General features: G+C 72.7%; 23 protein-coding genes, 7 tRNA genes and 1 pseudogene. 20 read left to right on the top strand and 11 right to left on the bottom strand.

The annotated features are described in order from the left end of the window. Positions 1–12 precede the first annotated feature (12 nt). Positions 13–858, top strand: coding sequence for a TrmH family RNA methyltransferase (locus DQ392_RS12925; protein WP_114015715.1), 846 nt, complete (start codon positions 13–15; stop codon positions 856–858). Positions 859–888: 30 nt separating this feature from the next. Here DQ392_RS12925 and DQ392_RS12920 read toward each other — a convergent pair whose 3' ends face one another. Then, positions 889–2364 carry a serine/threonine-protein kinase gene (locus DQ392_RS12920; protein ID WP_114015714.1) on the bottom strand — a complete coding sequence of 492 codons (1476 nt, stop codon included), beginning with the start codon at positions 2362–2364 and terminating at the stop codon, positions 889–891. A gap of 633 nt (positions 2365–2997) precedes the next feature. Between DQ392_RS12920 and DQ392_RS12915 the strand changes: the two genes are divergently transcribed. The 3 genes from DQ392_RS12915 (at position 2998) to DQ392_RS12905 (ending at position 4824) form a co-directional block, all read left to right on the top strand. Then, a complete protein-coding gene (locus tag DQ392_RS12915; RefSeq protein ID WP_114015713.1) occupies positions 2998–3207 on the top strand; it encodes a hypothetical protein in 210 nt (69 codons plus the stop codon). A gap of 263 nt (positions 3208–3470) precedes the next feature. Further along, positions 3471–4448: a phosphotransferase family protein gene (locus DQ392_RS12910; protein WP_114015808.1), complete on the top strand. Its 978-nt coding sequence runs from the start codon at positions 3471–3473 to the stop codon at positions 4446–4448. Positions 4449–4530: 82 nt separating this feature from the next. Beyond that, on the top strand, positions 4531–4824 hold the full coding sequence (locus tag DQ392_RS12905; protein WP_114015712.1) for a TFIIB-type zinc ribbon-containing protein: 294 nt from the start codon (positions 4531–4533) through the stop codon (positions 4822–4824). 70 nt (positions 4825–4894) lie between these two features. On the opposite strand, the gene DQ392_RS12900 is transcribed toward DQ392_RS12905, so the two are convergent. The 5 genes from DQ392_RS12900 to DQ392_RS12880 all read right to left on the bottom strand — a co-directional run bounded on the left by DQ392_RS12900 (position 4895) and on the right by DQ392_RS12880 (position 5335). Continuing rightward, positions 4895–4969, bottom strand: a tRNA-Val gene (locus DQ392_RS12900). A gap of 1 nt (position 4970) precedes the next feature. After that, positions 4971–5042: transfer RNA gene (locus DQ392_RS12895), tRNA-Val, on the bottom strand. A 39-nt stretch (positions 5043–5081) separates the two neighbouring features. Next, positions 5082–5153 (bottom strand) — tRNA-Val (locus DQ392_RS12890). 1 nt (position 5154) lies between these two features. Further along, positions 5155–5228: transfer RNA gene (locus DQ392_RS12885), tRNA-Cys, on the bottom strand. Between the two features lie 34 nt (positions 5229–5262). Then, positions 5263–5335, bottom strand: a tRNA-Gly gene (locus tag DQ392_RS12880). A 152-nt stretch (positions 5336–5487) separates the two neighbouring features. Between DQ392_RS12880 and DQ392_RS12875 the strand changes: the two genes are divergently transcribed. From DQ392_RS12875 to DQ392_RS12865, 3 genes are read left to right on the top strand one after another with little or no spacing between them, the layout of a single operon-like run. After that, entirely contained in the window at positions 5488–6594 is a 1107-nt protein-coding gene (locus tag DQ392_RS12875) for a chorismate-binding protein (RefSeq protein ID WP_114015711.1), read from the top strand. Between the two features lie 38 nt (positions 6595–6632). Then, entirely contained in the window at positions 6633–7454 is an 822-nt protein-coding gene (locus DQ392_RS12870) for an aminotransferase class IV (RefSeq protein ID WP_114015710.1), read from the top strand. A 41-nt stretch (positions 7455–7495) separates the two neighbouring features. Beyond that, positions 7496–8344: a GNAT family N-acetyltransferase gene (locus DQ392_RS12865; RefSeq protein WP_114015709.1), complete on the top strand. Its 849-nt coding sequence runs from the start codon at positions 7496–7498 to the stop codon at positions 8342–8344. Positions 8345–8353: 9 nt separating this feature from the next. Here the strand turns inward: DQ392_RS12865 and DQ392_RS12860 are convergent, their stop codons facing one another. Then, positions 8354–8857, bottom strand: a complete 504-nt coding sequence (locus DQ392_RS12860) for a DsbA family protein (RefSeq protein ID WP_114015708.1) — start codon at positions 8855–8857, stop codon at positions 8354–8356. Positions 8858–8959: 102 nt separating this feature from the next. Between DQ392_RS12860 and DQ392_RS12855 the strand changes: the two genes are divergently transcribed. Further along, positions 8960–9421, top strand: a complete 462-nt coding sequence (locus DQ392_RS12855; RefSeq protein ID WP_114015707.1) for a hypothetical protein — start codon at positions 8960–8962, stop codon at positions 9419–9421. A gap of 162 nt (positions 9422–9583) precedes the next feature. Then, complete coding sequence (locus DQ392_RS34445; RefSeq protein WP_181856402.1) at positions 9584–9745, top strand: hypothetical protein; 162 nt, start codon at positions 9584–9586, stop codon at positions 9743–9745. A gap of 57 nt (positions 9746–9802) precedes the next feature. Here DQ392_RS34445 and DQ392_RS12850 read toward each other — a convergent pair whose 3' ends face one another. After that, positions 9803–10372, bottom strand: a complete 570-nt coding sequence (locus DQ392_RS12850; protein ID WP_114015807.1) for a CGNR zinc finger domain-containing protein — start codon at positions 10370–10372, stop codon at positions 9803–9805. Positions 10373–10776: 404 nt separating this feature from the next. Then, the gene (locus DQ392_RS12845; protein WP_016467747.1) at positions 10777–11190 is read right to left on the bottom strand and encodes an SsgA family sporulation/cell division regulator; all 414 of its coding nucleotides are present in this window, start codon (positions 11188–11190) and stop codon (positions 10777–10779) included. A gap of 200 nt (positions 11191–11390) precedes the next feature. Here DQ392_RS12845 and DQ392_RS12840 point away from each other — a divergent pair, with 200 nt between their 5' ends. The 7 genes from DQ392_RS12840 (at position 11391) to DQ392_RS12810 (ending at position 16422) form a co-directional block, all read left to right on the top strand. Further along, on the top strand, positions 11391–11762 hold the full coding sequence (locus tag DQ392_RS12840; protein WP_245981407.1) for a TIGR02611 family protein: 372 nt from the start codon (positions 11391–11393) through the stop codon (positions 11760–11762). Between the two features lie 69 nt (positions 11763–11831). Next, positions 11832–11906 (top strand) — tRNA-Val (locus tag DQ392_RS12835). Positions 11907–11971: 65 nt separating this feature from the next. Further along, complete coding sequence (locus DQ392_RS12830; RefSeq protein WP_114015705.1) at positions 11972–12442, top strand: SRPBCC family protein; 471 nt, start codon at positions 11972–11974, stop codon at positions 12440–12442. A 51-nt stretch (positions 12443–12493) separates the two neighbouring features. Next, positions 12494–12565, top strand: a tRNA-Val gene (locus tag DQ392_RS12825). 178 nt (positions 12566–12743) lie between these two features. Then, the gene (locus DQ392_RS12820) at positions 12744–13658 is read left to right on the top strand and encodes a hypothetical protein (protein WP_114015704.1); all 915 of its coding nucleotides are present in this window, start codon (positions 12744–12746) and stop codon (positions 13656–13658) included. 149 nt (positions 13659–13807) lie between these two features. Further along, positions 13808–15790: a threonine--tRNA ligase gene (gene thrS, locus DQ392_RS12815; protein WP_114015703.1), complete on the top strand. Its 1983-nt coding sequence runs from the start codon at positions 13808–13810 to the stop codon at positions 15788–15790. 92 nt (positions 15791–15882) lie between these two features. Next, on the top strand, positions 15883–16422 hold the full coding sequence (locus DQ392_RS12810; protein ID WP_114015702.1) for an HIT family protein: 540 nt from the start codon (positions 15883–15885) through the stop codon (positions 16420–16422). A gap of 107 nt (positions 16423–16529) precedes the next feature. On the opposite strand, the gene DQ392_RS12805 is transcribed toward DQ392_RS12810, so the two are convergent. Beyond that, a complete protein-coding gene (locus DQ392_RS12805) occupies positions 16530–18209 on the bottom strand; it encodes a hypothetical protein (protein ID WP_114015701.1) in 1680 nt (559 codons plus the stop codon). A 232-nt stretch (positions 18210–18441) separates the two neighbouring features. Beyond that, on the bottom strand, positions 18442–20658 hold the full coding sequence (locus DQ392_RS12800; RefSeq protein ID WP_114015700.1) for an elongation factor G-like protein EF-G2: 2217 nt from the start codon (positions 20656–20658) through the stop codon (positions 18442–18444). Between the two features lie 224 nt (positions 20659–20882). Here DQ392_RS12800 and pgsA point away from each other — a divergent pair, with 224 nt between their 5' ends. The 4 genes and pseudogenes from pgsA to DQ392_RS12780 all read left to right on the top strand — a co-directional run. Continuing rightward, positions 20883–21635, top strand: a complete 753-nt coding sequence (gene pgsA / locus DQ392_RS12795) for a phosphatidylinositol phosphate synthase (RefSeq protein ID WP_114015699.1) — start codon at positions 20883–20885, stop codon at positions 21633–21635. Further along, positions 21632–22570 carry a phosphatidylinositol mannoside acyltransferase gene (locus DQ392_RS12790; RefSeq protein ID WP_114015698.1) on the top strand — a complete coding sequence of 313 codons (939 nt, stop codon included), beginning with the start codon at positions 21632–21634 and terminating at the stop codon, positions 22568–22570. Before pgsA ends, DQ392_RS12790 begins: the two co-directional genes overlap by 4 nt. Beyond that, positions 22567–23739, top strand: a complete 1173-nt coding sequence (locus DQ392_RS12785) for a glycosyltransferase family 4 protein (RefSeq protein WP_114015697.1) — start codon at positions 22567–22569, stop codon at positions 23737–23739. The genes DQ392_RS12790 and DQ392_RS12785 overlap by 4 nt, the downstream gene beginning before the upstream one ends. A 57-nt stretch (positions 23740–23796) precedes the next feature. Next, a pseudogene (locus tag DQ392_RS12780) lies at positions 23797–24345 on the top strand (LemA family protein); the annotation flags it as partial. Between the last annotated feature and the right edge of the window lie 135 nt (positions 24346–24480).

Below are 24480 nucleotides of genomic sequence, written 5' to 3'. Positions count from 1 at the left end.
CAGTATCGGCCCGTGGCTACCGCATCCTCCCCCGGAACACCTCAGCAACCGTCGACGGACAAGCTCGTCACCGTCGAGCGCCCCGACGATCCCCGTCTCGCCGACTACACGGGGCTGACCGACGTCGAGCTGCGCCGCAGGCGCGAGCCGGCCGAGGGGCTGTTCATCGCGGAGGGGGAGAAGGTCATCCGTCGCGCCCTGCACGCCGGGTACGAGATGCGTTCGATGCTGCTCTCCGCCAAGTGGCTGGACACCATGGGCGACGTGATCGACGAGGTGCCAGCGCCCGTCTACGCCGTCAGCCCCGAGCTGGCCGAGCGCGTCACCGGCTACCACGTGCACCGTGGCGCCCTCGCCTCCATGCAGCGCAAGCCGCTGCCCACGCCGGAGGGGCTGCTGGCCGGAGCCCGCCGTGTCGTCATCATGGAGTCGGTGAACGACCACACCAACATCGGCGCCATCTTCCGCAGCGCCGCGGCCCTCGGCATGGACGCCGTCCTGCTCTCGCCGGACTGCGCCGACCCGCTCTACCGCCGTTCGGTCAAGGTGTCGATGGGCGCCGTCTTCGCCGTTCCCCACGCGCGCCTGGCCGGCTGGCCGCACGGTCTGGAGACGGTGCGGGACGCCGGGTTCCACCTGCTCGCGCTCACCCCCGACGAGAAGGCCGTCCCGCTCGACACTGTGGCCACGGCCGGCGACCGGCGAACGGCGCTCCTGCTGGGCGCCGAGGGCAGCGGACTGACCTCACGCGCCCTGCGCGCCGCCGACGACTGGGTCCGCATCCCGATGGCCCACGGAGTCGATTCCCTCAACGTGGGCGCGGCCGCCGCCGTCGCCTTCTACGCGATAGCGAGGTAGCGCGCAGAGGCTGGAGCGGGCGGGAAGCCCTCACGGCCCCGCGGTGGACGACGCCGACGCCGCGGACACCCGTTCGGTGACGTGGCCCAGGCCGCGGGTGGGACCCTCGCAGCCCTGGGCCGCGGCGATCCCCAGGGCGACCAGCAGGGTGACCACCACGAAGACGATGAGCCGCTGGCGCAGCAGCCGCCGCCTGCGGGCCGCCGGGCTGAGGCCGGCCCGTGGACGGCCGCCGCCCTCCTGGCGGGGGCCGCGCGCGGCGCTCTGCCGTGCGCCCGTGGAACGGCCGCTCCCGGACCGCTCAGCGCCGCCCCGTTCGGCGCCGCGGGGCGGCGGCGGCCCTGCGGGACGGCGCACCACCCGCTCGTGGCCTTGGCGCCCCCCGCTCCCCGTCGGATAACCGGCGTCCCGCGCGGGCCGCGACATCCGCGAGCGGGCGGATCCCGCCCCGGTCGCGCGGGCGGTACGCGGGGTGGCGGCCCGGGGCGCGCCCGTCACCCCGTCACGTCCACGGGCCGAGGCGTCCCGCTGCGTCCGCTGCTGCGCGTGGTCGCGGGCCCGCCGCTCGGCCGACAGCGGCTCACGCCGCCCGCCGGGCACCGGGCGCCCACCGGCACCGGGCCGCCCCGCGCCCGTGGCTCTGCCGCCGCCCGGCCCGGACGCCTCACCGCCTTCGGAGAGCCCGCGCGCCTCGCGCGCCGCGATCTCCTTGAGCCGCAGCGAGAGCTGCAACGTGCTCGGCCGGTCCTCGGGGGACTTGACGAGGCAGGCGTGGACCAGGGGAGCCAGCGCCGCGTGCACCTCGTCGAGCTGCGGCTCCTCGTGCACCACCCGGTAGAGCATGATGTCCGAACTGCCCTGCCCGAACGGGGAGTCCGCCGTCGCCGCGTATGCCAGCGTCGCGCCCAGCGCGAACACGTCCGTCGCGGGGGTCACCGCCGCGCCCCGCACCTGCTCGGGCGCCAGGAATCCCGGGGACCCGACGGCGGTGCCGACGTGGGTGAGGGTACTCGCCCCCGTCGCCCAGGCGATGCCGAAGTCGATGATGCGCGGGCCCTTGGGGGAGAGCAGGATGTTCGACGGCTTCAGGTCCCGGTGCACGACCCCCGCCTCGTGCACGGCCACCAGCCCCTCGGCGAGCGCGGCCCCGATCGAGGCGACCTGCGAGGCGGGCAGCGGCCCACCCTCGGTCACCTTGTCGTGCAGCGAGGGCCCCGGCACGTACTGGGTGGCGAACCAGGGGCGGTCGGCCTCCAGATCGGCGGCCACCAGCCGGGCCGTGCACCCGCCGCGGATGCGCCGTGCGGCCGACACCTCCCGCGCGAAACGGGAGCGGAACTCCTGGTCCTCGGCGAGGTCGGGACGGATCACCTTCAGCGCCACCCGCTGGCCACGCCGGTCCGAACCGAGGTAGACCACGCCCATGCCGCCGGCCCCCAGGCGGCGGTGAAGCCTGAACGAGCCGACGACTCGCGGGTCCTCTCGCCGGAGCCGCATCATCGCCATGTCCGTTCCCTACCTCCGGTGTCCGGCGGGGCGGGGCCCGCCTCCGGCGCCCGGTGGGAGGCCCACCCGCTGACCGGTCCGTCTGACGACGACAGCTTACGGACTGCCGACGCGTGGCGACGATAGGCCGCGCACGCGGCGCCAGACGGAATGTCAGGGCACAGCAGGCGGTGGTCAGTCAGCAGAACGCGCCGTGGCCGCGCGCCTGTGCGCCCTGCCGCGCCGCCCCCAAGCCACCGGCCGGGTACGGAGATTGACGGGGCGAAAGCCGGCACGGCGGAAGGCGCCTGCGGCCTCGGGGCCGGGCCTTGTGACCCGGCGTCTCCGTCGCGACCGCGGCCCGCGGAAGGGCGGGACGGGCCGGGGGTACGCACCGCGGAGTGAGCGAACTCACCCGTGGAGGCGCGGCCGTGTGATACCCCCTGGGGGAAGACCCCGGGAAACCGGACGGCGCCTCCACCCTGGGGAGTAGGCGGCGCCGCTCGACGTCATCCTGCGGGAGGCCACCGAGTCGGTACGCGCGCATGACGCCGCAGGTCACGCCGGTGCCTAATGTGGTGGTCAAGCGGCGGACGCAGCACTCGTCCCCCGAGGTCAGACGTCCGCCGCCCCACACGACGACAGGAGCGGATCATGGCGCACACCGCCGGGCGCACGGCGCCCACAGGGAAGGGGAAGCCGACGGCACTGGCCGGTCCCGGTACCCGTCCCGGCGGGCGGCGCCATCCGCTGGTGGCAGCCGCCATGGTGCTGCCACTCGCCCTCCTCCTCGGCCTGGTTTCCGGCTGGGGTCGGACGGTCCTGGCACAGGCGTCGTCCGTTGCCGGAATGCTGGGGTCCTGAGCGGACCCCGGGCCCGGTGGAGCGGACCGGGTCGGGGACTTCCGGTGGTTACAGCCCCGTGGGGACGGGGGTGCGGCGGACGGCAAGAGAGGCCCGGGCAGCTGGGGAGCTGCCCGGGCCTTCGCGCTGTGACGGCACGTGGCCCCTGAGCGGGTCATCGGTACCGCGGCGCGGGAGCGGCTCTGCCCAGGTGCACCGCGCCGGGGCGCGGCGGCGAACCGTAGGCTGTGGCGTTCTCCGACGCCGAGGGGGTTTCCGTGCCGATGTCCGACCAGCGGGCCGCCGGCCCCGCGCTGCGCGGGGCGCTCGCGCGGCTGATGGGCGCCACGGACGGTGAGGTGCTGGCCGAGCGGTCCGACGGGACGGTCGTACGCGTCGGGGACCGTGTCGCCAAGGCGCACGATCCGGACGCGGAGGCCGGGGCGCTCGCCGTACGGCTGGGGGTCGCGGCAGCGGAGCAGTACGCGGGCGTGCTGCTCGCCCCGCTTCCCCGCGGTGGTCCTGTGGAGGTGTGCGGCGGCAGGAACGCCAGCGTCTGGCCGTACGGCAGCCCTGTGGACCCGGACGATCCCGGCGCTGCTCCCTGGGAGGCGGCGGGCGACCTGCTGGCCCGGCTGCACGCGGCACCCCTCCCGGTGCCCGGCCGGCTTCCCGGCCCCCTGCCGCCGATGAGGGGCCCGGTGAAGGCGGCACGGGCCGTTACCCGCATGCGGAGCGCCCCGGGAGGCACCCTCGTGGCGGCGGCCCGCACCGTGGAGCGGGCGTGGGCAGCGCTGCCCGCCTGGTGCCGCGGCGAGGAGCCGCCGCCCCGCGCCACCACGGTGTGCCACGGCGACTTCCACCTGGGGCAGCTGGTCCGCCACCCGGCCGGCACGGGGGGCTGGCACCTCATCGACGTCGACGACCTCGGCCTCGGCGATCCGGCCTGGGATCTGGCCCGGCCCGCCTGTTGGTACGCCACCGGTCTCCTGGTGCCCGACGCGTGGGAGCGTTTCCTCGGCGCCTACGTGCGCACCGTGCGGGCCGCCGGTGCCCGGAGCGGCCTCGCCGAGGAGGACCCGTGGCCCCGGCTGGACGCACCAGCGCGCGCGTTGACGGTACAGAGCGCCGCGCTCGGCATCGCCAAGGCGCGTGCCGCGGGACGTGTCCTCGACGAGGCGGAGGAGACCTGCGTGGCCGCCTGCGCGCGGATGGCGGCCGTTGCCGCCCAGGCCGAACTCCCCGCACCTCAGGGGCCGTAGGGTGGTGCCCGCCCGGCGGATACCGGTCGGCGTCCGAGGCCGGCTCTCGGCCACCGGGCACGGGTAGAGAGGGAGCAGGCGAATGATGTGTCCGAAGTGCGGTGCGCCCATGCACACGTACAACCGCAGCGGCGTGCAGATAGAACAGTGCGCCAACTGCCGGGGAATCTTCCTCGACTACGGTGAGTTGGAGGCCATCACCAGGATGGAGGCGCAGTGGACGCAGTCCGCACCACCTCCGCCGCCGCCCGCCGGGCAGGCGTATCCGTCGGGTCCGGCCTGGGGCGCCCCGCACCACGGCTCGCACGGGCACTACGGCCACCACGGGCACCACGGCCGTCACGGGGGCTTCGGGCGGATGCTGTTCTCCTCCTGAAGCCCGTGCTCTTGCCGGGCGAGAGCACGAAGAGGGCCCCGGCCGACCGGCCGGGGCCCTCTTGGCGAGCTGGTGGACGATACTGGGATTGAACCAGTGACCTCTTCCGTGTCAGGGAAGCGCTCTCCCGCTGAGCTAATCGTCCGTGCGCGGTACTGGGATTGAACCAGTGACCTCTTCCGTGTCAGGGAAGCGCTCTCCCGCTGAGCTAACCGCGCGTGGGGCCGAGATGAACCCCGAGGTCCTCGCGGACCCGGTGGACGATACTGGGATTGAACCAGTGACCTCTTCCGTGTCAGGGAAGCGCTCTCCCGCTGAGCTAATCGTCCTTGGAGGTGGAGACGGGATTTGAACCCGTGTAGACGGCTTTGCAGGCCGTTGCCTCGCCTCTCGGCCACTCCACCGAGTGCGGGGGTCCCGGGAGGAGCCCCCACATCGAGCGGACGACGAGATTCGAACTCGCGACCCTCACCTTGGCAAGGTGATGCTCTACCAACTGAGCCACGTCCGCAGGCGCCCGCTCAAGACCGTGATCTCCCGGGTGCCTCGTCTCCGGAGCGCTTGCACGCCGCGGCGACGTGTTGAACTTTAGCGGATTCCCGGGCCAGCTCAAATTCCGTTTCCGCAGCGTGGCCGCCAGGCGGCCCCCATAGACTCGGCGCCGTGTCCGATCTGACCCCGCTCGCCCGCTTGGGCGGGCACCTCGCCACCGACCTGCGCGACGTCACCAGCGACCCCGAGGCCCTCGACTCGACGGGCTGGTGGGCCGTGGTCGCCGACTACGAGGGAGGGCTGCGCTGCGCCCGTTTCGGAGACGTACGCGCCGCGCCCCTGCCCGAGCCGGTGCCGGGCCGCTGGCGCGGACCGGCAGCGGAGGACTGGGTGAGTTCGCTGGATCACGCCGCGTACACGGAGGGGGTACGGCGGATCCGCGCGGCGATCGCCACCGGCGACGTCTACCAGGTCAATCTCTGCCGCGTCCTGTCAGCGCCGCTGCCCGACCCGTCCCCGCGGGCCTGCGACATCGACCAGCTCACCGCCCGGCTCGCCCGGGGCACCCCCGCGGCCTACGCCGGAACCGTCCGCCTCCCCGCCCACGGCATCGAGATCGCCACCGCCTCGCCCGAGCTGTACCTGGCCAGGGACGGCCGCACCGTCGAGTCCGGGCCCATCAAGGGGACGGGCCGCTCCGCGGCCGACCTGGGGGACAAGGAGCGGGCGGAGAACGTGATGATCACCGACCTGGTCCGCAACGACCTCGGCCGGGTCTGCGTCCCCGGCTCCGTCACCGTCCCCGACCTGTGCTCGGCCGAGCCGTACCGCGGGCTGGTCCACCTGGTCTCCACCGTCCGCGGCGAACTGCCTAAGGACGCGAAGCGGCCGTGGGCACGGCTGCTGGAGGACACCTTCCCGCCGGGATCCATCACCGGGGCGCCCAAGTCGAGCGCCCTGCGCCTGATCGACGCGCTGGAGGCGGCGCCGCGCGGCCCCTACACCGGCGGCATCGGATGGGTCGACGCCGACCGCGGTGTCGGCGAGCTGGCCGTCGGCATACGGACGTTCTGGATCGAGCGCGAGCACCCGCGCGCCCTGCTGCGCTTCGGCGCGGGCGCCGGGATCATCTGGGACTCCGATCCGGAGGCCGAGTGGCTGGAGACCGAGCTGAAGGCTTCCCGGCTGCTCGCGGTAGCGTCGGGGGAGTACGAGGAAGACGAGGCCGCGCCACGGCAGGCGGGTGCGCGAGGACACCTGAGCGTGCACGCACGGTGACGAAGCGGTCCCCTTCAGGCTCCCTGAGGTGAACAGCAGTGAAAATCTGGCTCGACGGCGGCCTGCGGGACGCCCACAGCGCGAACGTCTCCGTGCTCGACCACGGACTGACGGTCGGCGACGGCGTCTTCGAAACCGTCAAGACCTCCGAGGGCACCCCCTTCGCCCTCACCCGGCATCTGCACCGGCTGGCCTCCTCCGCGCGCGGTCTCGGCCTGCCCGAGCCCGACCAGGACGAGGTCCGCCGCGCCTGCGAGGCGGTCGTCGCGGCGAACCCGATGCCCTACGGACGGCTGCGGATCACCTACACGGGTGGTCTTTCCCCGCTCGGCTCGGACCGCGGCGACGCGGGCCCGACGCTCGTCGTCGCACTCGGTGAGGCCGCCCGCAGGCCGGACGTCACCTCCGTCGTCACCGTCCCGTGGACGCGCAACGAGCGCGGCGCGATCACCGGGCTGAAGACCACCTCCTACGCGGAGAACGTCGTGGCCCTGGCCCGGGCCAGGCAACAGGCCGCCACCGAGGCCCTGTTCCCCAACACGCACGGACAGCTGTGCGAGGGCACGGGCTCCAACGTCTTCCTCGTCCTCGACGGCGAACTGCACACCCCGCCGCTGACGTCGGGCTGCCTGGCGGGCATCACCCGCGCCCTCGTCCTCGAATGGACCGGCGCGCGGGAGACGGAGCTGCCCATGGAGGCGCTCGAGCGGGCCGAGGAGATCTTCGTGACCTCCAGCCTGCGCGACGTTCAGGCGGTCGCCCGGCTGGACGGGCGCGCCCTCGCGGGAGCGCCGGGACCGGTGACCAGCAAGGCGATGCGGGTCTTCGAGGAGCGCTCCGCCGCCGACATCGACCCGTGAATCCGGTGGCGGTACCCCGCGTCGGCGGGTAGAACCATGGCGTGACGACAACCCTGCGCCCCACCGGGCCCGAAGGCCGCGACGCCGAGGGCAGACGCTCCCGTGCGTACGAGATCCGCGTCAACTCCCGCCCGGTGGGAGCCCTCACGCTCCGCGGGCCCAGCGAGACCGGGCCCCCGTTCGGCACGATCGAGCACCTCCGCGTCGAGGAGGGGGACCGGCGGCGGGGCAGGGGCACCGTCGCGGCGCTGGCGGCGGAAGAGATCCTGCGCGGCTGGGGCTGCACCCACGTGGAGGCCCGCAGCGCGGCGGCGGCCGGGGAACGGGCCTCGGGTGACCACCTGTTGTCCGCTCTCGGCTACGCGGAGCACAGTCTGCACATGATCAAGGAGCTGCGCGAGCGCCCCGCACTGCCGCCCGGCAGCGAGGCCAGACCGCTGCGGGACGAGGAGTTCGCGGCGTGGTGGGAGGCGTCCGCCGCGACGCACGTCGGCGGCATGATCGCCCGCGGCCTCACCCCCGCCCAGGCGGCGGCCGGGTCCGAGACGGCCCGGCGCGTGCGGCTGCCGGACGGCGCGGCGACGCCGGGGGTCGCGCTCCGCGTCCTGACCTGCGACGGCGCTGACGTCGGCGCGATATGGCTGGCCTTCACCGCCCCGCTGCCCCGCAGCGACGTGGACGCCTGGATCTTCGACGTCAACGTCGACCCCGCGCGGCGTGGAGCGGGGCACGGGCGCTCACTGATGGCGGTGGCGGAACACGAGTGCCTCGCCAGGAGCGCCCCGATCCTTGGACTGAACGTCTTCACGGACAACACGCCCGCCGTGCGGCTCTACACCTCGCTCGGGTACCGCACGGCCGAGCGGTTCTACGTCAAAAAGCTGCCGTAGCGGCGCTGTTCAGCTCGCCAGCAGCCGGTCGGTGATCTCCTCGACGCGCTCCCGCAGCCCCTCCTGGCTCTTGCCGCCGTCCAGCCGTTCCCCGTCGATGACGTAGGTCGGGGTGCCGGTCACACCGATCGCTCTGCCCTCGGCCTGGTCGGCGTCCACCGCCAGCAGGTGCCGGCCGTCGATCAGCGCCGACTCCACCTCGCCGCTGTCCAGGCCGAGCTCTCCGGCCACCTCCACGAGCAGCTCCTCGCCCCGCTCGCCCAACTCGGCGGTGCGTGCCAGCACCGCCTCGGCATAGGCGTCACCCCTGCCCTGCTCGTAGGCCTCCTCGAACGCCTGCGCGGCGGCGTAGGCGTGCTTGTGCTTGTCCAGGGGGAAGTGCCGCAGCCGGATCTCCAGCGCGTCGCCGTACCGCTCGCGCAGCGCCCGCAGGTCGCTGACGGACCGATGGCAGTCGGGGCACTGCAGCTCGCACCACACGTCGAGGGTGACCGGGGGGTGGGTGTTGTCCATGGGGCCAGTCTCTCAGCCCCAGGGAGGGCCCCGACCCCGAGATCTCCCTGAACCCGGCTCGCGCCGTGGCCCTGGCGGCCCGCCCGGTGACACGATGGGGGCATGCTCACCACGACCGTCTGCGCCGCGCTCTCCGCCGCGGGCCTGGCCATCGCCTTCCTCACCGCCTGGCGCCGCCGCTTCGCCGCCGCGACGCGCATCGCCGCCGTCGCGCTGGTGCCGGTCGGGCTCGCGATGTCCGGGCTAGTCGGGCTCGCCGGCAAGATCGGCAGGGCCGTCGGCGGCTGGGCGGCCGATCTGGTGCTCAAGCCCACGGTCTGGGCGGGCTTCGCCGTGCTGGCCTGCGCCGTCGTCCTGTGGGTCATCGCCCGCGTGGCCTCCGGCAGATCCGCGGGCAAGCCCGCCAAGCAGCCCAGGGAGAAGGAGAGGAAGCCGGGCTCGGCCGGGCCCTCCGGTGCTCCGGCGCTGACGACCCCGCCGTCGGCCCAGCAGAAGAAGACGCAGGCCTCCGACGGTGAGGACTTCTCCGACATCGAGGAGATCCTCAAGAAGCACGGCATCTGACGCGCCAAACACGGCATCTGACGCGCCCGCGCTCCGGCCCGACGCGGCGGAAATTCTCTAGCACGCCGGCAGTGGCCATACCGGACTTTTCGCTGGGTTCCACGCGAAATAGGGGCGCGTGCTCGTGGCCGTCCCGGGGGGCTGAGACATGATCACGGCGAGATGGACACGACGCCGGACTCCTCGGTCGAGCTCGACGAGCTGCCGCCCCCCGAACCCAGGGGATGCCTGTACGCACTCTCCCAACCACCGCTGATGCTGTTCCTCGCCGTGATCGCGGTGCTGATCGGTACCGCCGCGGCGCACGATCTGCTGTTCCTGTGAACACCGCTTCCCTGTGCGCCGCCCGATCGGCCGACGAGGAGCGCGGCCGGCGCCGGCTCAGCCCCGGGGGGCTTCCGCCGACTCGCGCTGCCGGGCGCGGTAGGCGGCGACGTGCAGGCGGTTGCCGCAGGTGCGGCTGTCGCAGTAGCGGCGGGAGCGGTTGCGGGACAGGTCCACGAAGGCGCGCCGGCAGTCGGGCGCCTCGCAGCGCCGCAGCCTGTCGCGCTCGCCCGAGACCAGGAAGAACGCCAGTGCCATGCCGCCGTCGGCGGCGAGGTGCTGGGCGAGGGAGGCGCCGGGTGCGAAGTAGTGGACGTGCCAGTCGTAGCCGTCGTGGTCGGTCAGCTGCGGCGTCGTGCCCGCCTCCGCGACCAGCGCGTTGATCAGCCGGGCCGCCGTGCGCGACTCCGGGGCGGCGAACACCTGCGCGAAGCGGCTTCGGACTGCTCTGACGTCGCTCACGTCGTCCGCGGCGAGTGCCTCGACCCCGCTGACGTCGTGGCGCTCGACGAAGGCGCGCAGGTCGGCCACGGACACCAGCGTGTCGGGGGTCTCGCCGTCCGCCATGGTGTTGAGCAGCCCGACCACCTGGTCGAGTGCGCACCGGGTGTCGTGGTTGATCTGCACGGGCCGCTCCGCTCCTGCCGTGTCCGGGAACATCCCTCCGGCTGCCGCTCAGAGAGCGTAGTCGCTCCCGTCCGTGTCGAACGCTCAGCGGCCCGTACCGGTTCCCGCCCGCTTGGCCCCCGTACCGGTCCTCTCGGGCCACCCGGGTCGGCGCGTCCCGGCCGGAGGCGCCCGTAGGGCCCCGCGCCGCGACCTGGGGCGACGCGGTGGCGGCCGCGGAAGCGGCGGTGGCCCGACGTGTGCGACGCCGCGACGTGGGTGTGTCACGCAGCGACGCCGCCGCCACGTACGAGTACGCGGCGGCGGCGTCGCAGTGTGCCGTTACACGAAATGGTGCCGTGGCACACGGCTGCCGGGCCCGCGAACCGTCGCCCCGAGTCGGACGGTCGCGGGAACCGGCGGTCTCAGCTCTCGGCGAGGATGTGCGAGAGCTCTGTGTCGAGGTCGAAGTGACGGTGCTCGGTACCGGGCGGCACAGCCGCGTCGGTTCGCTTGAGGAAGGATTCCAGTGCCCGCGCCGGGGCCTCGAGCAGGGCCTCGCCCTCCGGGGAGCTGAGGGCGATGCACGCCACGGCCTGCCCGTGGCTGCGGGACGGCCAGACTCGGACGTCCCCGGTGCCGGTCGGCCTGTGGAGGCCTTCGGCCAGGAGATCGCGGGCGAAAACCCACTCCACGGTCTCCTCGGCACCGGTATGGAAGGTGGCGTGCACGGCGTAGGGGTCCGCCGTGTCGTACCGCAGGCCCGCCGGGACAGGCAGCGAGGACTCGCTCGAAACAACGAGGCGCAGGTGCAGCTCGCAGCTCACCGTTGTGTTCATAAGCGCCAGGGCCTTTCGCTCAGTGTGCGCTCGGGGATTCGCACGTCGGCGCAATCGACATGCCACCTACGCGCCGGTTGTAAACCCCTCTGACTGATTTGCCCGGAAACGAATCCTTCATACGGCTCTTGTAGGTTTGAGAAGTGCGGCCGATCGAGTGAACCGCCACACTCGGAAGGGGGTCGGGTACCTTGTCCACCATGAGTGCGGAGAGTGACGAAATGCCACTTGCCACCCGCGAAGAGAAACCGGCGGACAAGCCGCTCGGCTCACGTGCGCCCGACTTCATCAAGGCCTCCAGGACGCTCCACACGAGCTGGCGCGCCGGGATATTCCTGGTCGGTCTGGCCATCGTGGTCACGGGGGTCGTCATGTTGCCCCTCCCCGGGCCGGGATGGCTGGTGATCTTCGCCGGAATGGCGGTGTGGGGGACCGAGTTCGTCTGGGCGCAGCACGTCCTGCGGTGGACGAAACGTCAGTACCACGAGGGCACCCGCCGGCTGAAGGAACGGCGCGCCGCCCGCAAGGAGCGCAAGCGTGTCAGGCGTGAGGCCGCCGGCCAGGGCTCCTGAGCCGCCACCCGTGGGCCGTCAGCTGGTCGGGAGCACCCTCTGACATGCGGTAATGTTGTGCCCGCAGGCGGGCGATTAGCTCAGTGGGAGAGCGCTTCGTTCACACCGAAGAGGTCACTGGTTCGAACCCAGTATCGCCCACCACCGTGCACCGGGGCCCGGAAGCCGTATGCTTCCGGGCCCCGGTCGCGTCGTGGGGAGGGGCACGGATGGGGCGCGGTGCGCCGCTGAACCACTACCGCTTCCGCAGCACCTGGCGACTGGCGGCATCCCCGGCCCGCGTCTACGCCGTGCTGGAGCGTGCCGAGCGGTACCCGCACTGGTGGCCGCAGATCCGCTCGCTGGTCAGGACCGGCGAGGAGAGCGGCACCGCCCGCATCCGGTCGGTGCTTCCCTACGTACTCACCGTGACTCTCCGTACTGCCCGCCGGGATGCCGCGTCCGGGATCCTCCAGATCGCCATGGGCGGCGATCTGGACGGCTGGGCCCGCTGGACGATACGGGCCGACGGCGACGGCACCCTCGCGCTCTTCGAGCAGGAGGTGGAGGTGCGCGACCGGCTGCTGCGCCTCCTCGCCCTCCCCGCGAAGCCCCTGCTGGCCCTCAACCACACAGTGATGATGCGGGCCGGCGAGCGCCGTCTGCGGGCCCTGCTCGAAAGGGGTTTGGATGAAGAGTGAGCCGCACTGTATGGTTCTGCACGAGCCGCCGGGCAACCGGCGCGATACCCGGGGCGATTAGCTCAGTGGGAGAGCGCTTCGTTCACACCGAAGAGGTCACTGGTTCGAACCCAGTATCGCCCACCCCGAGTTGCCGCTTCACGAAGGCCGGACCGTCACAGGACGGGCCGGCCTTCTTCGTGTGCGTCCCCCTGCCCGCCCTCCACCCGTTGCGGCAGGTCGGCTCTTCGGTGCCCCGGCCGTTTGCGGCGCCACCGCCCGGTCAGGAGAGGGGCGAAGGGACCGGTACACGGAGAGCGTGATGCGAGTCGCCGACGACGACGAAGTCCACTGCGGACGCGAACTGCCCGCGAGCAACGCGGCAGCCACCTGGCGAGCGCGGCAGAAGCTGGGGACCGCCGTCCGCGCCCTGCTGCGCGCCGCCGCCCTCGCCGCCCACCACCGCACCGGCTACCACGGCGCCAGGGGCGAGCGCCGAGCCGACGCGCTCGTCGAACGCGCGCGCTTCGAGGAGGGCCCCGGCGCGCAGTCCGCGGGGCGCCGGCTGACGGCCCTCCTGGCGCCACCGGCCCGCGACGGGCCCCGTGAGGCCGTCGCGCTGGGCCGGGCGCTGCGCGCCGCCGTGGACGCCACGCGCGGCTACCGGGCCACCGGAGACCTCGCCCACTTCGACGCCGCGGTCGCCCACGGCTGCTGCGCCGAACTGACCGATGCGCTGTGCCAGTTGCTGCGCGGCACGGAAGGCGTGCGCATCCGGCTCGGCTGGTCGTGCACGGCCGGGACGCCGCACGGCTGGCAGGCGTGCCCCGAACCGTTCCGCTTCGCCCCGCACGACCTGAGCGCCCTCGAAGAGGCGGGCAAGCACTACGTGCGCACCGAACCCTCCGTCCCCGTACGCGTGACCGGAACCGTCGTGCGTCTGCGGCGCGCCGGTCCGGGCGGGCCGGGCTCGATGCGCATGGACGTCCTCGCCGGGGCCGAGGTCACCCAGGTGCGCGCCCGGCTCGACGAGGACGACTACCGCCTCGCCGTCCACGCCCACCTGGCCGGGCTGCCCCTGCGGATCGGGGGGCTGCTGGAGAGCAGGGGCGGTTTCCGGCGCGTCAGCGGCGTGCGGGACGTCGCTCCTGTGCCCGTCCCCGAGGCCGCCCGCGAGCGGCTGCTCAAGCGGCTGCGGGGCGACCTCGACGCCTTCGAGCGCGGCCTGGGCGGCTGAGCGGGACCCCGCCCGCGAGCCGGGACGGAGCCCGGGTGACCGTTTCGCGGTCGGGCCCGGTGGCTCGGTACGATTCGGGGGCGCGGCTCCACTCCGCGCGCTCAGCGCGGTAGCGGCCGCGCACCCCAGGTGAGAGTCAGGAGAGACCGGTGTCAGATGCCCGTGTGACCATCCAACGCGATTCCGAGCGGGAAGAGCGCGTGGTGACGACGGGCACGACGGCCGCCGCGCTCTTCGAGGGCGAGCGCTCCGTCGTGGCCGTCCGCGTCGCGGGCGAGCTCAAGGACCTCGCTCACCAGCCGGCCGACGGCGAGGAGATCGAGCCCGTCGAGATCACCAGCGAGGACGGGCTGAACATCCTGCGCCACTCCACGGCGCACGTGCTGGCGCAGGCGGTCCAGGACCTCTTCCCCGAGGCCAAGCTCGGCATCGGCCCGCCCGTCAAGGACGGCTTCTACTACGACTTCGACGTCGCCGAGCCCTTCACCCCCGACGATCTCAAGCGCATCGAGAAGAAGATGCAGCAGATCCAGAAGCAGGGGCAGCGCTTCTCCCGCCGCGTGACCACCGACGAGGACGCCCGTGAGGAGCTGGCGGACGAGCCGTACAAGCTGGAGCTGATCGGCCTGAAGGGCAATGCGGCCGGCGCCGCCGAGGGCGCCTCGGCGGAGGTCGGCTCCGGCGAGCTGACCATCTACGACAACCTCGACGCCAAGAGCGGCGAGCTGTGCTGGAAGGATCTGTGCCGGGGCCCGCACCTGCCCTCCACCCGGCTGATCCCCGCCTTCAAGCTGATGCGGTCCGCCGCCGCCTACTGGCGGGGCTCCGAGAAGAACCCGCAGCTCCAGCGGATCTACGGCACCGCGTGGCCCACCAAGGACGAGCTCAAGCAGTACCTGGAGTTCCTCGCCGAGGCCGAGAAGCGCGACCACCGCAAGCTCGGCACCGAGCTGGACCTCTTCTCCATCCCCGAGGAGCTCGGCTCGGGGCTGGCCGTCTTCCACCCCAAGGGCGGCGTCATCCGCAAGGTGATGGAGGACTACTCGCGCAAGCGGCACGAGGAGTCCGGCTACGAGTTCGTCAACACCCCGCACATCACCAAGGAGCGGCTGTTCGAGATCTCCGGGCACCTGCCGCACTACGCGGAGGGCATGTTCCCGCCGCTGGAGTTCGACGAGCAGAACTACCGCCTCAAGGCGATGAACTGCCCGATGCACAACCTGATCTTCCGGGCGCGCGGCCGCTCCTACCGTGAGCTGCCGCTGCGGCTCTTCGAGTTCGGCACCGTCTACCGGTACGAGAAGTCCGGCGTCGTGCACGGGCTGACCCGCGCCCGCGGCTTCACCCAGGACGACTCGCACATCTACTGCACCAAGGAGCAGATGCCGGACGAGCTGGACAACCTGCTCACCTTCGTCCTGAACCTGCTCCGCGACTACGGGCTGTCCGACTTCTACCTGGAGCTGTCCACCCGCGACCCCGAGTCGGACAAGTTCCTGGGCACCGACGAGGAGTGGGAGGAGGCCACCGAGGCGCTGCGCCAGGCGGCAGGCAAGCAGGGCCTCGACCTGGTCATGGACCCGGGCGGCGCGGCCTTCTACGGCCCGAAGATCTCCGTACAGGCGCGCGACGCCATCGGCCGCACCTGGCAGATGTCCACGATCCAGGTCGACTTCCAGCAGCCGCAGCGCTTCGGCCTGGAGTACACCGCCGCCGACGGCTCCCGCCGGCAGCCGGTGATGATCCACCGCGCGCTCTTCGGCTCCATCGAGCGCTTCTTCGCCGTCCTGCTGGAGCACTACGCGGGCGCCTTCCCGGCCTGGCTCGCGCCCGTCCAGGCCGTCGGCATCCCGATCGGCGACGACCACGTGCCGTACCTGACGGAGTTCGCGGCCGCCGCGAAGGCCAAGGGGCTGCGGATGGAGGTCGACTCCTCGTCGGACCGGATGCAGAAGAAGATCAGGAACGCGCAGAAGGCCAAGACGCCCTTCATGGTGATCGCCGGTGACGAGGACGTCGCCAACGGCGCGGTCTCCTTCCGCTACCGGGACGGGTCGCAGAAGAACGGGATCCCGCGTGACGAAGCCCTGAGCGAGATCGCCGACGCGGTGGAACGCCGCGTGCAGGTGTGACACCGGCCGCCTGGTCGTGACCGGGAGGGGGCGGGCCCGCGGGCCCGCCCCCTCCTCGTGTCAGGCGCTGTCAGGCGCATAAGCTGGCGGGCATGACGAGTGAGCCGGAGCAGCAGATCGGAGTGGGGACGCCGGACGCGTTCCAGCGCCTGTGGACCCCCCACCGGATGGCCTACATCCAGGGCGAGAACAAGCCGAGCGGTCCCGGAGCCGAGGACGGCTGCCCCTTCTGCTCCATCCCGGAGAAATCCGACGAGGACGGGCTGATCCTCGCCCGCGGTGAGCACGTGTACGCGGTGCTCAACCTCTACCCGTACAACGGCGGCCACCTCATGGTGGTGCCCTTCCGGCACCTCGCGGACTACACCGAACTCAACGAGGCGGAGACGGTCGAGCTGGGGGAGCTCACCAAGCGCGCGATGACCGTGCTGCGCCGCGTCTCGGGCGCACACGGCTTCAACATCGGCATGAACCAGGGCTCCGTCGCGGGCGCGGGCATCGCCGCACACCTGCACCAGCACGTGGTGCCCCGCTGGGGCGGGGACACCAACTTCATGCCGGTGGTCGGCCACACCCGCGTCCTGCCGCAGCTCCTCGCGGACACCAGGGCGATGCTGGCCGAGGCCTGGTGACCACCGCTTCGACGCATAGCTCCTCGGACGCCCAGCCGCGCCCACGTGCGTGAACGACGGCTGGGCGCCGTGGCCGTCGGCGCTCGGCCACGCACCGCGGACGATGCCTACGCGTCGTAGACATCCGCCGTCGACGGCTTGGCGTCCTGTACCGCCGCGCTGAGGTTGAGCGAACGGCTTCCGAACTTCTCCACGTCGCAGCCGTTCTCCTCCAGTACCCGGATGGCCGCCGCGTGGACGACCCGCAGCACGGGCGTCGCCGCCCGCATCGCGTCGTCGGCCATGAAGCGGTGCCGCCACGGCTTCTTCGCCCAGGCGTGCCGCAGCCCGAACGGCTCGGGCAGGCTGAGCTTGCCACCGAGGAAGTCCAGGACGGGCGGGAACCAGGTGAAGGGCGCGCGCGCCGCCAGGCGTACGACCTCCTTGGACTCCACCAGCGGCAGGTTGACGGTGCGGGTCTCCCAGAACTTGACGCTCTTGGAGACCTCTTTGGTCTTGGCCTTCGGGCCACTGGTGAACAGCCCGTCCACCGGACCCAGCGCGTGCCCGGTGACCTCGATGCGCAGCGTGTGGTGCAGCACGGTCACGGTGATCAGCAGCGTGATGACCAACTGGCCGTCCCAGAGCACGAACTGCACGCCCAGGTAGTGGCGGTTGCCGGCGCCGAACTGCTGCTCGTTGCAGATGCGCTGTATCTCGAAGTCCTTGACGCGGTAGCCCTCGATCTCCTGGCCCTCGGGGCGCTTGACCGCCTTGGCCCCCTCGGCGATGGGGGAGACGACCCAGTGCCGTATCGAGGGCGCGGGGAAGCCGCCGGTGTGCAGGGGGCCGCGCTCCAGCATGCGGAGCTGGTCGTGGATGGCGCGGATGACGTCCCAGCTGCGGAACGGGTTGATGTCCTCGCCGTCCTTGGCGGGGATCAGTTCCTCCGCCAGCTGCCAACTGCCCCAGCGGGTGCCCATGCCGAGTATCCCCCTGGGGCCCGCGTAGTAGACGATGTTGCTGGCCTGCTCGGCCGCCACCTTGGCCAGGCCCAGACGGATGCGTTCGGCGCCGGCGTCGCCCGGGTCCTGGGGAACGGCCTCGGGGATCTTGGCGCCGACCCCCGTGCCGCCCAGCAGGCTCTCCCAGCGGCTGCGCAGATCCTTGGCGTAGCGCTCGCAGATCTGCTTGGCCCACAGGCCGCCGAGCAGCGGGGCGACCAGCATGGCCCGCAGATAGATGCCCAGGAAGCCGTTGAAGGGCAGCAGAACGGCGAAGAGGACCACCAGTGCGCCGACGGCGACGAGTACCACCATGCCGATGGCTCCCGCCCGCCGGTCCTTGGAACCGGCGATCAGGCGGCGCATCTGGAAGGCCAGCAGCCACAGCAGCACGCCGGGCAGGAACAGCAGCCCGAAGACGGCCATCACCAGCGTCAGCCGTGCGTCGCGCTGCTTGCGCACCCGCGTGGCGGCCAGACAGTGCTCGACCACGGTCTGCGGTTCGATCCCGAAGGACTGGATGAGGGGCGCCCGTGCCCCGCCGAGCAGCCGGGTCTGGACAGCGCGCGCGTACGCCTCGCCGAGGTTGGGCTCGAACAGGGAGAGCTTCGGTTTCTTGAAGCCGGCGTCGGGGTTGGCCGCGACCAGCTTCTCCACCTCGTCGTCGCGGTAGGCGGCCGAGGCCAGCGCCTGCGACGCCGCCGTCTGACCGCCCTGGCCAGGGCCTGAGAGCGGGATCTGGGCGCCTGGGCTGAAGTCGGATGCCGCGTCGGTCTGGCTGCTGAGGTCGTCGAAACCGGCCACTTGGCCCCCACTCCGCTCGGATCTGGCTCACGGCACCGCGGGCCCGGCCTCGGCCCGGTGAAATGCCGCCGACCACGACGGCTTCCCAACTGCCATGGTCGGCACACATCTTGCCTCAGCCGAGCCGTTCCCGGCGACCGCCCTTTTCAGTGACCGTTCTTCTCGGTGACCGCCCTTGTGGACGAGCGCCCTTGTCCACGACCGTCCTTTTCGGCGACGGCCCTGCGGTCCTTCAGTGGCCGCCGCCCGCGGCTGCTGCCTCCTGGAGGATGCGGGCGGCCTGCTGCTGCGGCATCGGCTCGTGCCGCGCGTAGGCGCGGGAGAAGCGCCCCGTGCCGTGCGACATGGAGCGCAGGTCGATCGCGTACCGGCTGATCTCGATCTCGGGCACGCAGGCGCGCACCGATGTGCTGCCCGTGGCGGCCTGTTCGGTGCCCAGCACCCGGCCCCGGCGGGAGGACAGGTCGCTCATCACGGCGCCGACGTAGGAGTCGGGCACGGTGACCTCCACCTCGGCCACCGGCTCCAGCAGGTGGATGTTCGCCCGGGAGGCGCACTCGCGCAGGGCCAGTGCGCCGGCGGTCTGGAACGCCGCGTCGGAGGAGTCGACGGAGTGCGCCTTGCCGTCGAAGAGGGTGACCCGCACGTCCACCAGCGGGTAGCCCCCGGTGACCCCCTTGGCGGCCTGGGCGCGGACCCCTTTCTCCACCGAAGGGATGAACTGGCGCGGTACCGCCCCGCCCACCACCTTGTCGACGAACTCGATGCCGGAGCCGTTCTCCAGCGGTTCGACGGTCAGCTCGCAGATCGCGTACTGCCCGTGCCCGCCGGACTGTTTGACGTGCCGTCCGCGCCCGGTGACGGACGAGGCGAACGTCTCCCGCAGCGACACCTCGTGCGCCACGGTGTCCACCCGCACTCCGAAGCGGGAGCGCAGCCGCTCCACGGCGACGTCCCGGTGCGCCTCGCCCATGCACCACAGAACGAGCTGGTGGGTGTCGGGGTTTGGTTCCAGGCGCATCGTGGGGTCCTCGGCCACCAGCCGGGCCAGGCCGTGGGAGAGCTTGTCCTCGTCGGCCTTGCTGTGCGCCTCGATGGCGACCGGCAGCAGGGGGTCGGGCATCGCCCAGGGCGCCATCAGGAGCGGCGCGTCCGGGGAGGAGAGCGTGTCGCCGGTCTCGGCGCGGCCCAGCTTGGCCACGACGGCGAGATCCCCCGCGATGGCCGCGTCCAGGGGCCGCAGCTGCTTGCCGAACGGTGCGGACAGCGCCCCGACGCGCTCGTCCGCCTCGTGGAGGGCCGGGTCCTGGCCGGAGCGGTCGGCCGTCCCGTGCCCGCAGACGTGCACGGTCGCGTCGGGCCGCAGGGTGCCGGAGAAGACGCGGACGAGCGAGACGCGGCCGACGTAGGGGTCGGAGGAGGTCTTGACGACCTCGGCGGCCAGTGGCCCGTCCGGATCGCAGGACAGCGCGGGGCGCGGGGCGCCCTGCGGGGTGGTGACCGCGGGGATGCCGTGCTCGTCGGGGGTGGGGAACCCGCCGGTGATCAGCTCCAGCAGCTCGACGCTGCCCAGGCACTGGCGGGCGCTGCCGTCGGCGGGGGCGGCGGGCAGCACCGGGTGGAAGACGCCACGGGCGACGGCCTTCTCCAGATCCGCGACGAGCGTTTTGACGTCGCACTCCTCGCCGCCGAGATAGCGGTCCATGAGCGTCTCGTCCTCGCTCTGCGCGATGATGCCCTCGATCAGCCGGTTCCTGGCCCGAGTCAGCCGCGGCAGCCGGCCCTCGCCGGGCTCGCGTTCGGTGCGCTGTCCGCCGCTGTAGTCGAACAGCCGCCGCGTGAGGAGCCCGGCCAGTCCGGTGAGCGGGGTGCTCCCGTCGGCTCCCCGTTCGCCCAGGACGGGCAGGTAGAGAGGGATGACGGCGTCCGGATCGTCGCCGCCGAGCACGTCCTGGCAGACGGTGACCATCTCGTCGAAGTCGGCGCGCGCCGCGTCGAGGTGGGTGACGACCAGGGCGCGCGGCATGCCCACGGCCGCGCACTCCTCCCACACCAGCCGGGTCGATCCCTGGACACCGTCGGCGGCCGAAACGACGAAGAGGGCGGCATCCGCCGCCCTCAGGCCGGCCCGCAGCTCTCCGACGAAGTCGGCGTACCCGGGGGTGTCGAGAAGGTTGATCCTGATGCCGTTCCAGGTGAGCGGCGCCAGCGCGAGCTGTACGGAGCGCTGCTGCCTGTGCTCGATCTCGTCGTGGTCGCACAGCGAGGTACCGTCCGCCACCCGTCCCGCGCGGGTGATCGCTCCCGAGGCGAGTGCCAGGGACTCGACCAGAGTCGTCTTGCCGGCTCCGCTGTGGCCGACCAGCACCACGTTGCGTATCGCGGCGGGGTGGTCGGCCGCCGCTGCCCTGCCGGCGGCTCCGGGGTGCGCGTTCGCTTTGTCGGCCATGTGTCCCGCCTTCCGTCGTCACCTGCTGGAGCACGTTGGAGGGGCCGAGGGGTCGCGAGGACCACCGGTTCTTCTCGAGCTTTCCACCGCTGCCGACAAGCGTCCATACGTGGAACACGGCACTACCCGACCGTGTGCGCCGGGCGCTGTCCGGGCGTGGCTACGATGGGCCACCCGGTGGCCACACCGTCATCCGGCTCACCCCCGACGTACCAGGGACGGTCATGCTGAACAAGTACGCGCGTGCCTTCTTCACGCGTGTCCTCACCCCGTTCGCCACGCTGCTGCTGCGCCTGGGAGTGAGCCCCGACGTCGTCACCCTGATCGGCACGTGCGGGGTGACGGCCGGCGCCCTGGTCTTCTACCCGATGGGGGAGTTCTTCTGGGGCACCGTCGTCATCACGCTGTTCGTCTTCTCGGACATGCTCGACGGCAACATGGCGCGTCAGCTGGGCCGCTCCAGCCGCTGGGGCGCCTTCTTGGACTCCACGCTCGACCGGGTCGCGGACGCGGCCGTCTTCGGCGGGATCGCACTGTGGTACGCGGGTCGTGGCGACGACCTGACGCTGTGCGCGGTGACGCTCTTCTGCCTGGCGAGCGGGCAGGTCGTCTCCTACACCAAGGCGCGGGGCGAGAGCATCGGGCTGCCGGTGGACGTCAACGGCCTCGTGGAGCGGTCGGAGCGGCTGGTGATCACCCTGGTGCTGGCGGGCTTCTCGGGCTTCGAGAAGTCCTTCGGCGTCCCGCACATCGCCATCCTGCTGCCCATCGCGCTGTGGGTCGTCGCGGTCGGCAGCGCCATCACCCTCGGACAGCGGGTGGTGACGGTACGGCGGGAGGCCGCCGAGGTGGACGCGGCGGAAAACCACGATGCCCCCTCGTCCCCCGACGCGTCCTCGGCCTCCGGTACGTCCTCCGCCCCCGACGCCTCCTCGGCCTCCGCCGCCGGGGACGAGGAGAAGCGGAGGACCGTGTGAGCGGGGAGGAGGGCCGGGGGAACGAGCTGCGGGACCGGCTCACCGACTCCCTGTACGGGCTCGGCTGGGCCGGAGTGAAGAAGCTGCCCGAGCCCGCGGCCCAGGCCCTGGGCAGGAGGATCGCCGACGAGGCGTGGCGCCGCAGGGGCAAGGGCGTCGCCCGCCTGGAGAGCAACCTCGCCCGCGTCGTCCCCGGCGCCTCTCCCACGCAGCTGCGGCGGCTCTCGCACGCGGGCATGCGCTCGTACATGCGCTACTGGATGGAGTCCTTCCGGCTGCCCTCCTACAGCGAGCAGCAGCTCATCCGCAGCGTCTCCGTCGAGGGCCTGCACCACCTGACCGAGGGGCTGGCGGCGGGCCGAGGCGTCGTGCTGGCGCTGCCCCACCTGGCGAACTGGGACCTGGCGGGCGCCTGGGCGGTCACCGCCACGCGCACCCGGTTCACCACCGTCGCGGAGCGCCTCAAGCCGGAGAGCCTCTACGACAGGTTCGTCGCCTACCGGGAGAGCCTGGGCATGGAGGTGCTGCCGCACGGGGGCGCCACCGCGTTCGGCACGCTGGCGCGCCGGCTGCGGGCGGGCGGCCTGGTGTGCCTGGTGGCGGACCGCGACCTGTCGGCCACCGGGATCGAGGTCACGTTCTTCGGCGAGGCCGCCCGGATGCCGGCCGGGCCCGCGCTGCTGGCCCAGCAGACCGGGGCGCTGCTGCTGCCCGTCACGCTGTGGTACGACGACGTCTCGCCCGCCATGAACGCCCGGGTCCACGCGCCCGTCCCGGTGCCGGACGTCGAGGGCCGCAGGGAGCGGGTGGCCGCGATGACGCAGACCGTGGCCGACACCTTCGCCGCCGGCATCGCCGCGCACCCGGCGGACTGGCACATGCTCCAGCGTTTGTGGAGCGCGGACCTGGAGCCCGCGGGGAGGGCCGGTAGATGAGGATCGGCATCGTCTGCCCGTACTCCTGGGACGTGCCGGGAGGTGTCCAGTTCCACGTACGGGACCTGGCCGAACACCTGATCGGGCTCGGCCACCAGGTGTCGGTGCTCGCGCCGTCGGACGACGAGACACCGCTGCCCTCCTACGTCGTCTCCGCGGGGCGCGCCGTGCCCGTCCCGTACAACGGTTCGGTGGCCCGGCTCAACTTCGGTTTCCTCTCGGCGGCCCGCGTGAGGCGCTGGGTCAACGACGGCGACTTCCACGTCCTGCACATCCACGAGCCCGCCACGCCCTCGCTCGCGCTGCTGGCATGCTGGGCGGCGCAGGGGCCGATCGTCGCCACGTTCCACACCTCCAACCCCCGGTCGCGGGCGATGATCGCCGCGTACCCGATCCTGCAGCCCGCGCTGGAGAAGATCAGCGCGCGGATCGCGGTCAGCGAGTACGCCCGCCGCACCCTGGTCGAACACTTGGGCGGGGACGCGGTCACCATCCCCAACGGCGTGGACGTCCGCTTCTTCGCCGACGCCGAGCCGAAGTCCGCGTGGCAGGGCGCCCCCGGCGCTCACACGATCGGGTTCATCGGCCGCATCGACGAACCGCGCAAGGGCCTCCCCGTCCTGATGAAGGCCCTGCCGGCCATCGTCGAGCAGGCACCCGGCACCCGCCTGCTGGTGGCGGGCAGGGGCGACGAGCAGGAGGCCGTGGCGGGCCTGCCGCGCGCCCTGCGGGACAACGTCGTCTTCCTCGGCATGGTCAGCGACGAGGACAAGGCACGGCTGCTGCGCAGCGTCGACCTGTACGTGGCACCGAACACCGGCGGGGAGTCCTTCGGGATCATCCTGGTGGAAGCCATGTCCGCCGGAGCGCCGGTGCTCGCCGCCGACCTCGACGCCTTCGAGCAGGTGCTCGATGGAGGAGCGGCCGGCGAACTGTTCCCCGTCGAGGACGCCGAGGCACTCGCCGCCCGCACCGTCGCCCTGCTTCAGGAACCGGGGCGCCGCGCCGATCTGCGGGAGAGAGGCGCGCGGCACGTGAGACGGTTCGACTGGGCCACCGTCGGCGCCGACGTCCTCGCCGTGTACGAGACGGTCACCGACGGCGCCGCGTCCGTCGCCCCCGACGAGCGCACCGGGCTGCGCGCCCGCTTCGGCCTCGCGCGGGACTGACCAGCCCCCTCCCATGCCGCCCGCCGAGGGCCCGGACCCGAGGACCCGATACCCACGATGCCGACCCTCACCACCGTCATCTGGATCGTCGTCGCGCTGCTGCTCGTCGGCGTCTACCTGAGCTGGACCGCGGGCCGCCTCGACCGGCTGCACGCCAGGATCGACGCCGCCAGGGCGGCGCTGGACGCCGGGCTGCTGCGCCGCGCCTCCATCGCCCAGGAGCTGGCCACGGCGGGCGTACTGGACCCCGCCGCTTCCATGGTGCTCTACCAGGCCGCGCACGACGCGCGGCTGGCCGAACAGGACCACCGCGAGGTCGCCGAGAGCGAGCTGAGCCAGGCGCTGCGGGCCGTCTTCGCCGAGGGCACGCAGCTCGAAGCGGTGCGGGCGGCGCCCGGCGGCCGGGAGACCGCCGAGGAACTGGGCGCCGCCGTACGCAGGGTCCCGATGGCACGGCGCTTCCACAACGACGCCGTACGCGCCGCGCGGGCGCTGCGCAGGCACCGCAAGGTCCGCTGGTTCCGGCTGGCCGGACACGCCCCCTTCCCGCTGGCTTTCGAGATGGACGACGAGCCGCCCCCCGTACTCGCCGACCGCGGGCACGGCGCGGACCCGGCACCCGGCGTCCCCGGTGCCGGCCCCGGTGGCCCCGGTGGCGGTGGGGAGTCCGGCGGAAGCGAGGGGCCCGACCCCGAGGGGCAGGACTCCGAAGGGCACCACCCCGAAGGACACCACTCCGAA

The sequence above is a fragment of the Streptomyces reniochalinae genome (assembly GCF_003323735.1).
GTDB classification, from domain to species: Bacteria; Actinomycetota; Actinomycetes; order Streptomycetales; family Streptomycetaceae; genus Streptomyces; species Streptomyces reniochalinae.
Note: the sequence above shows the minus strand (reverse complement) of the source record. Positions and strands in the feature narration are given on the sequence as shown.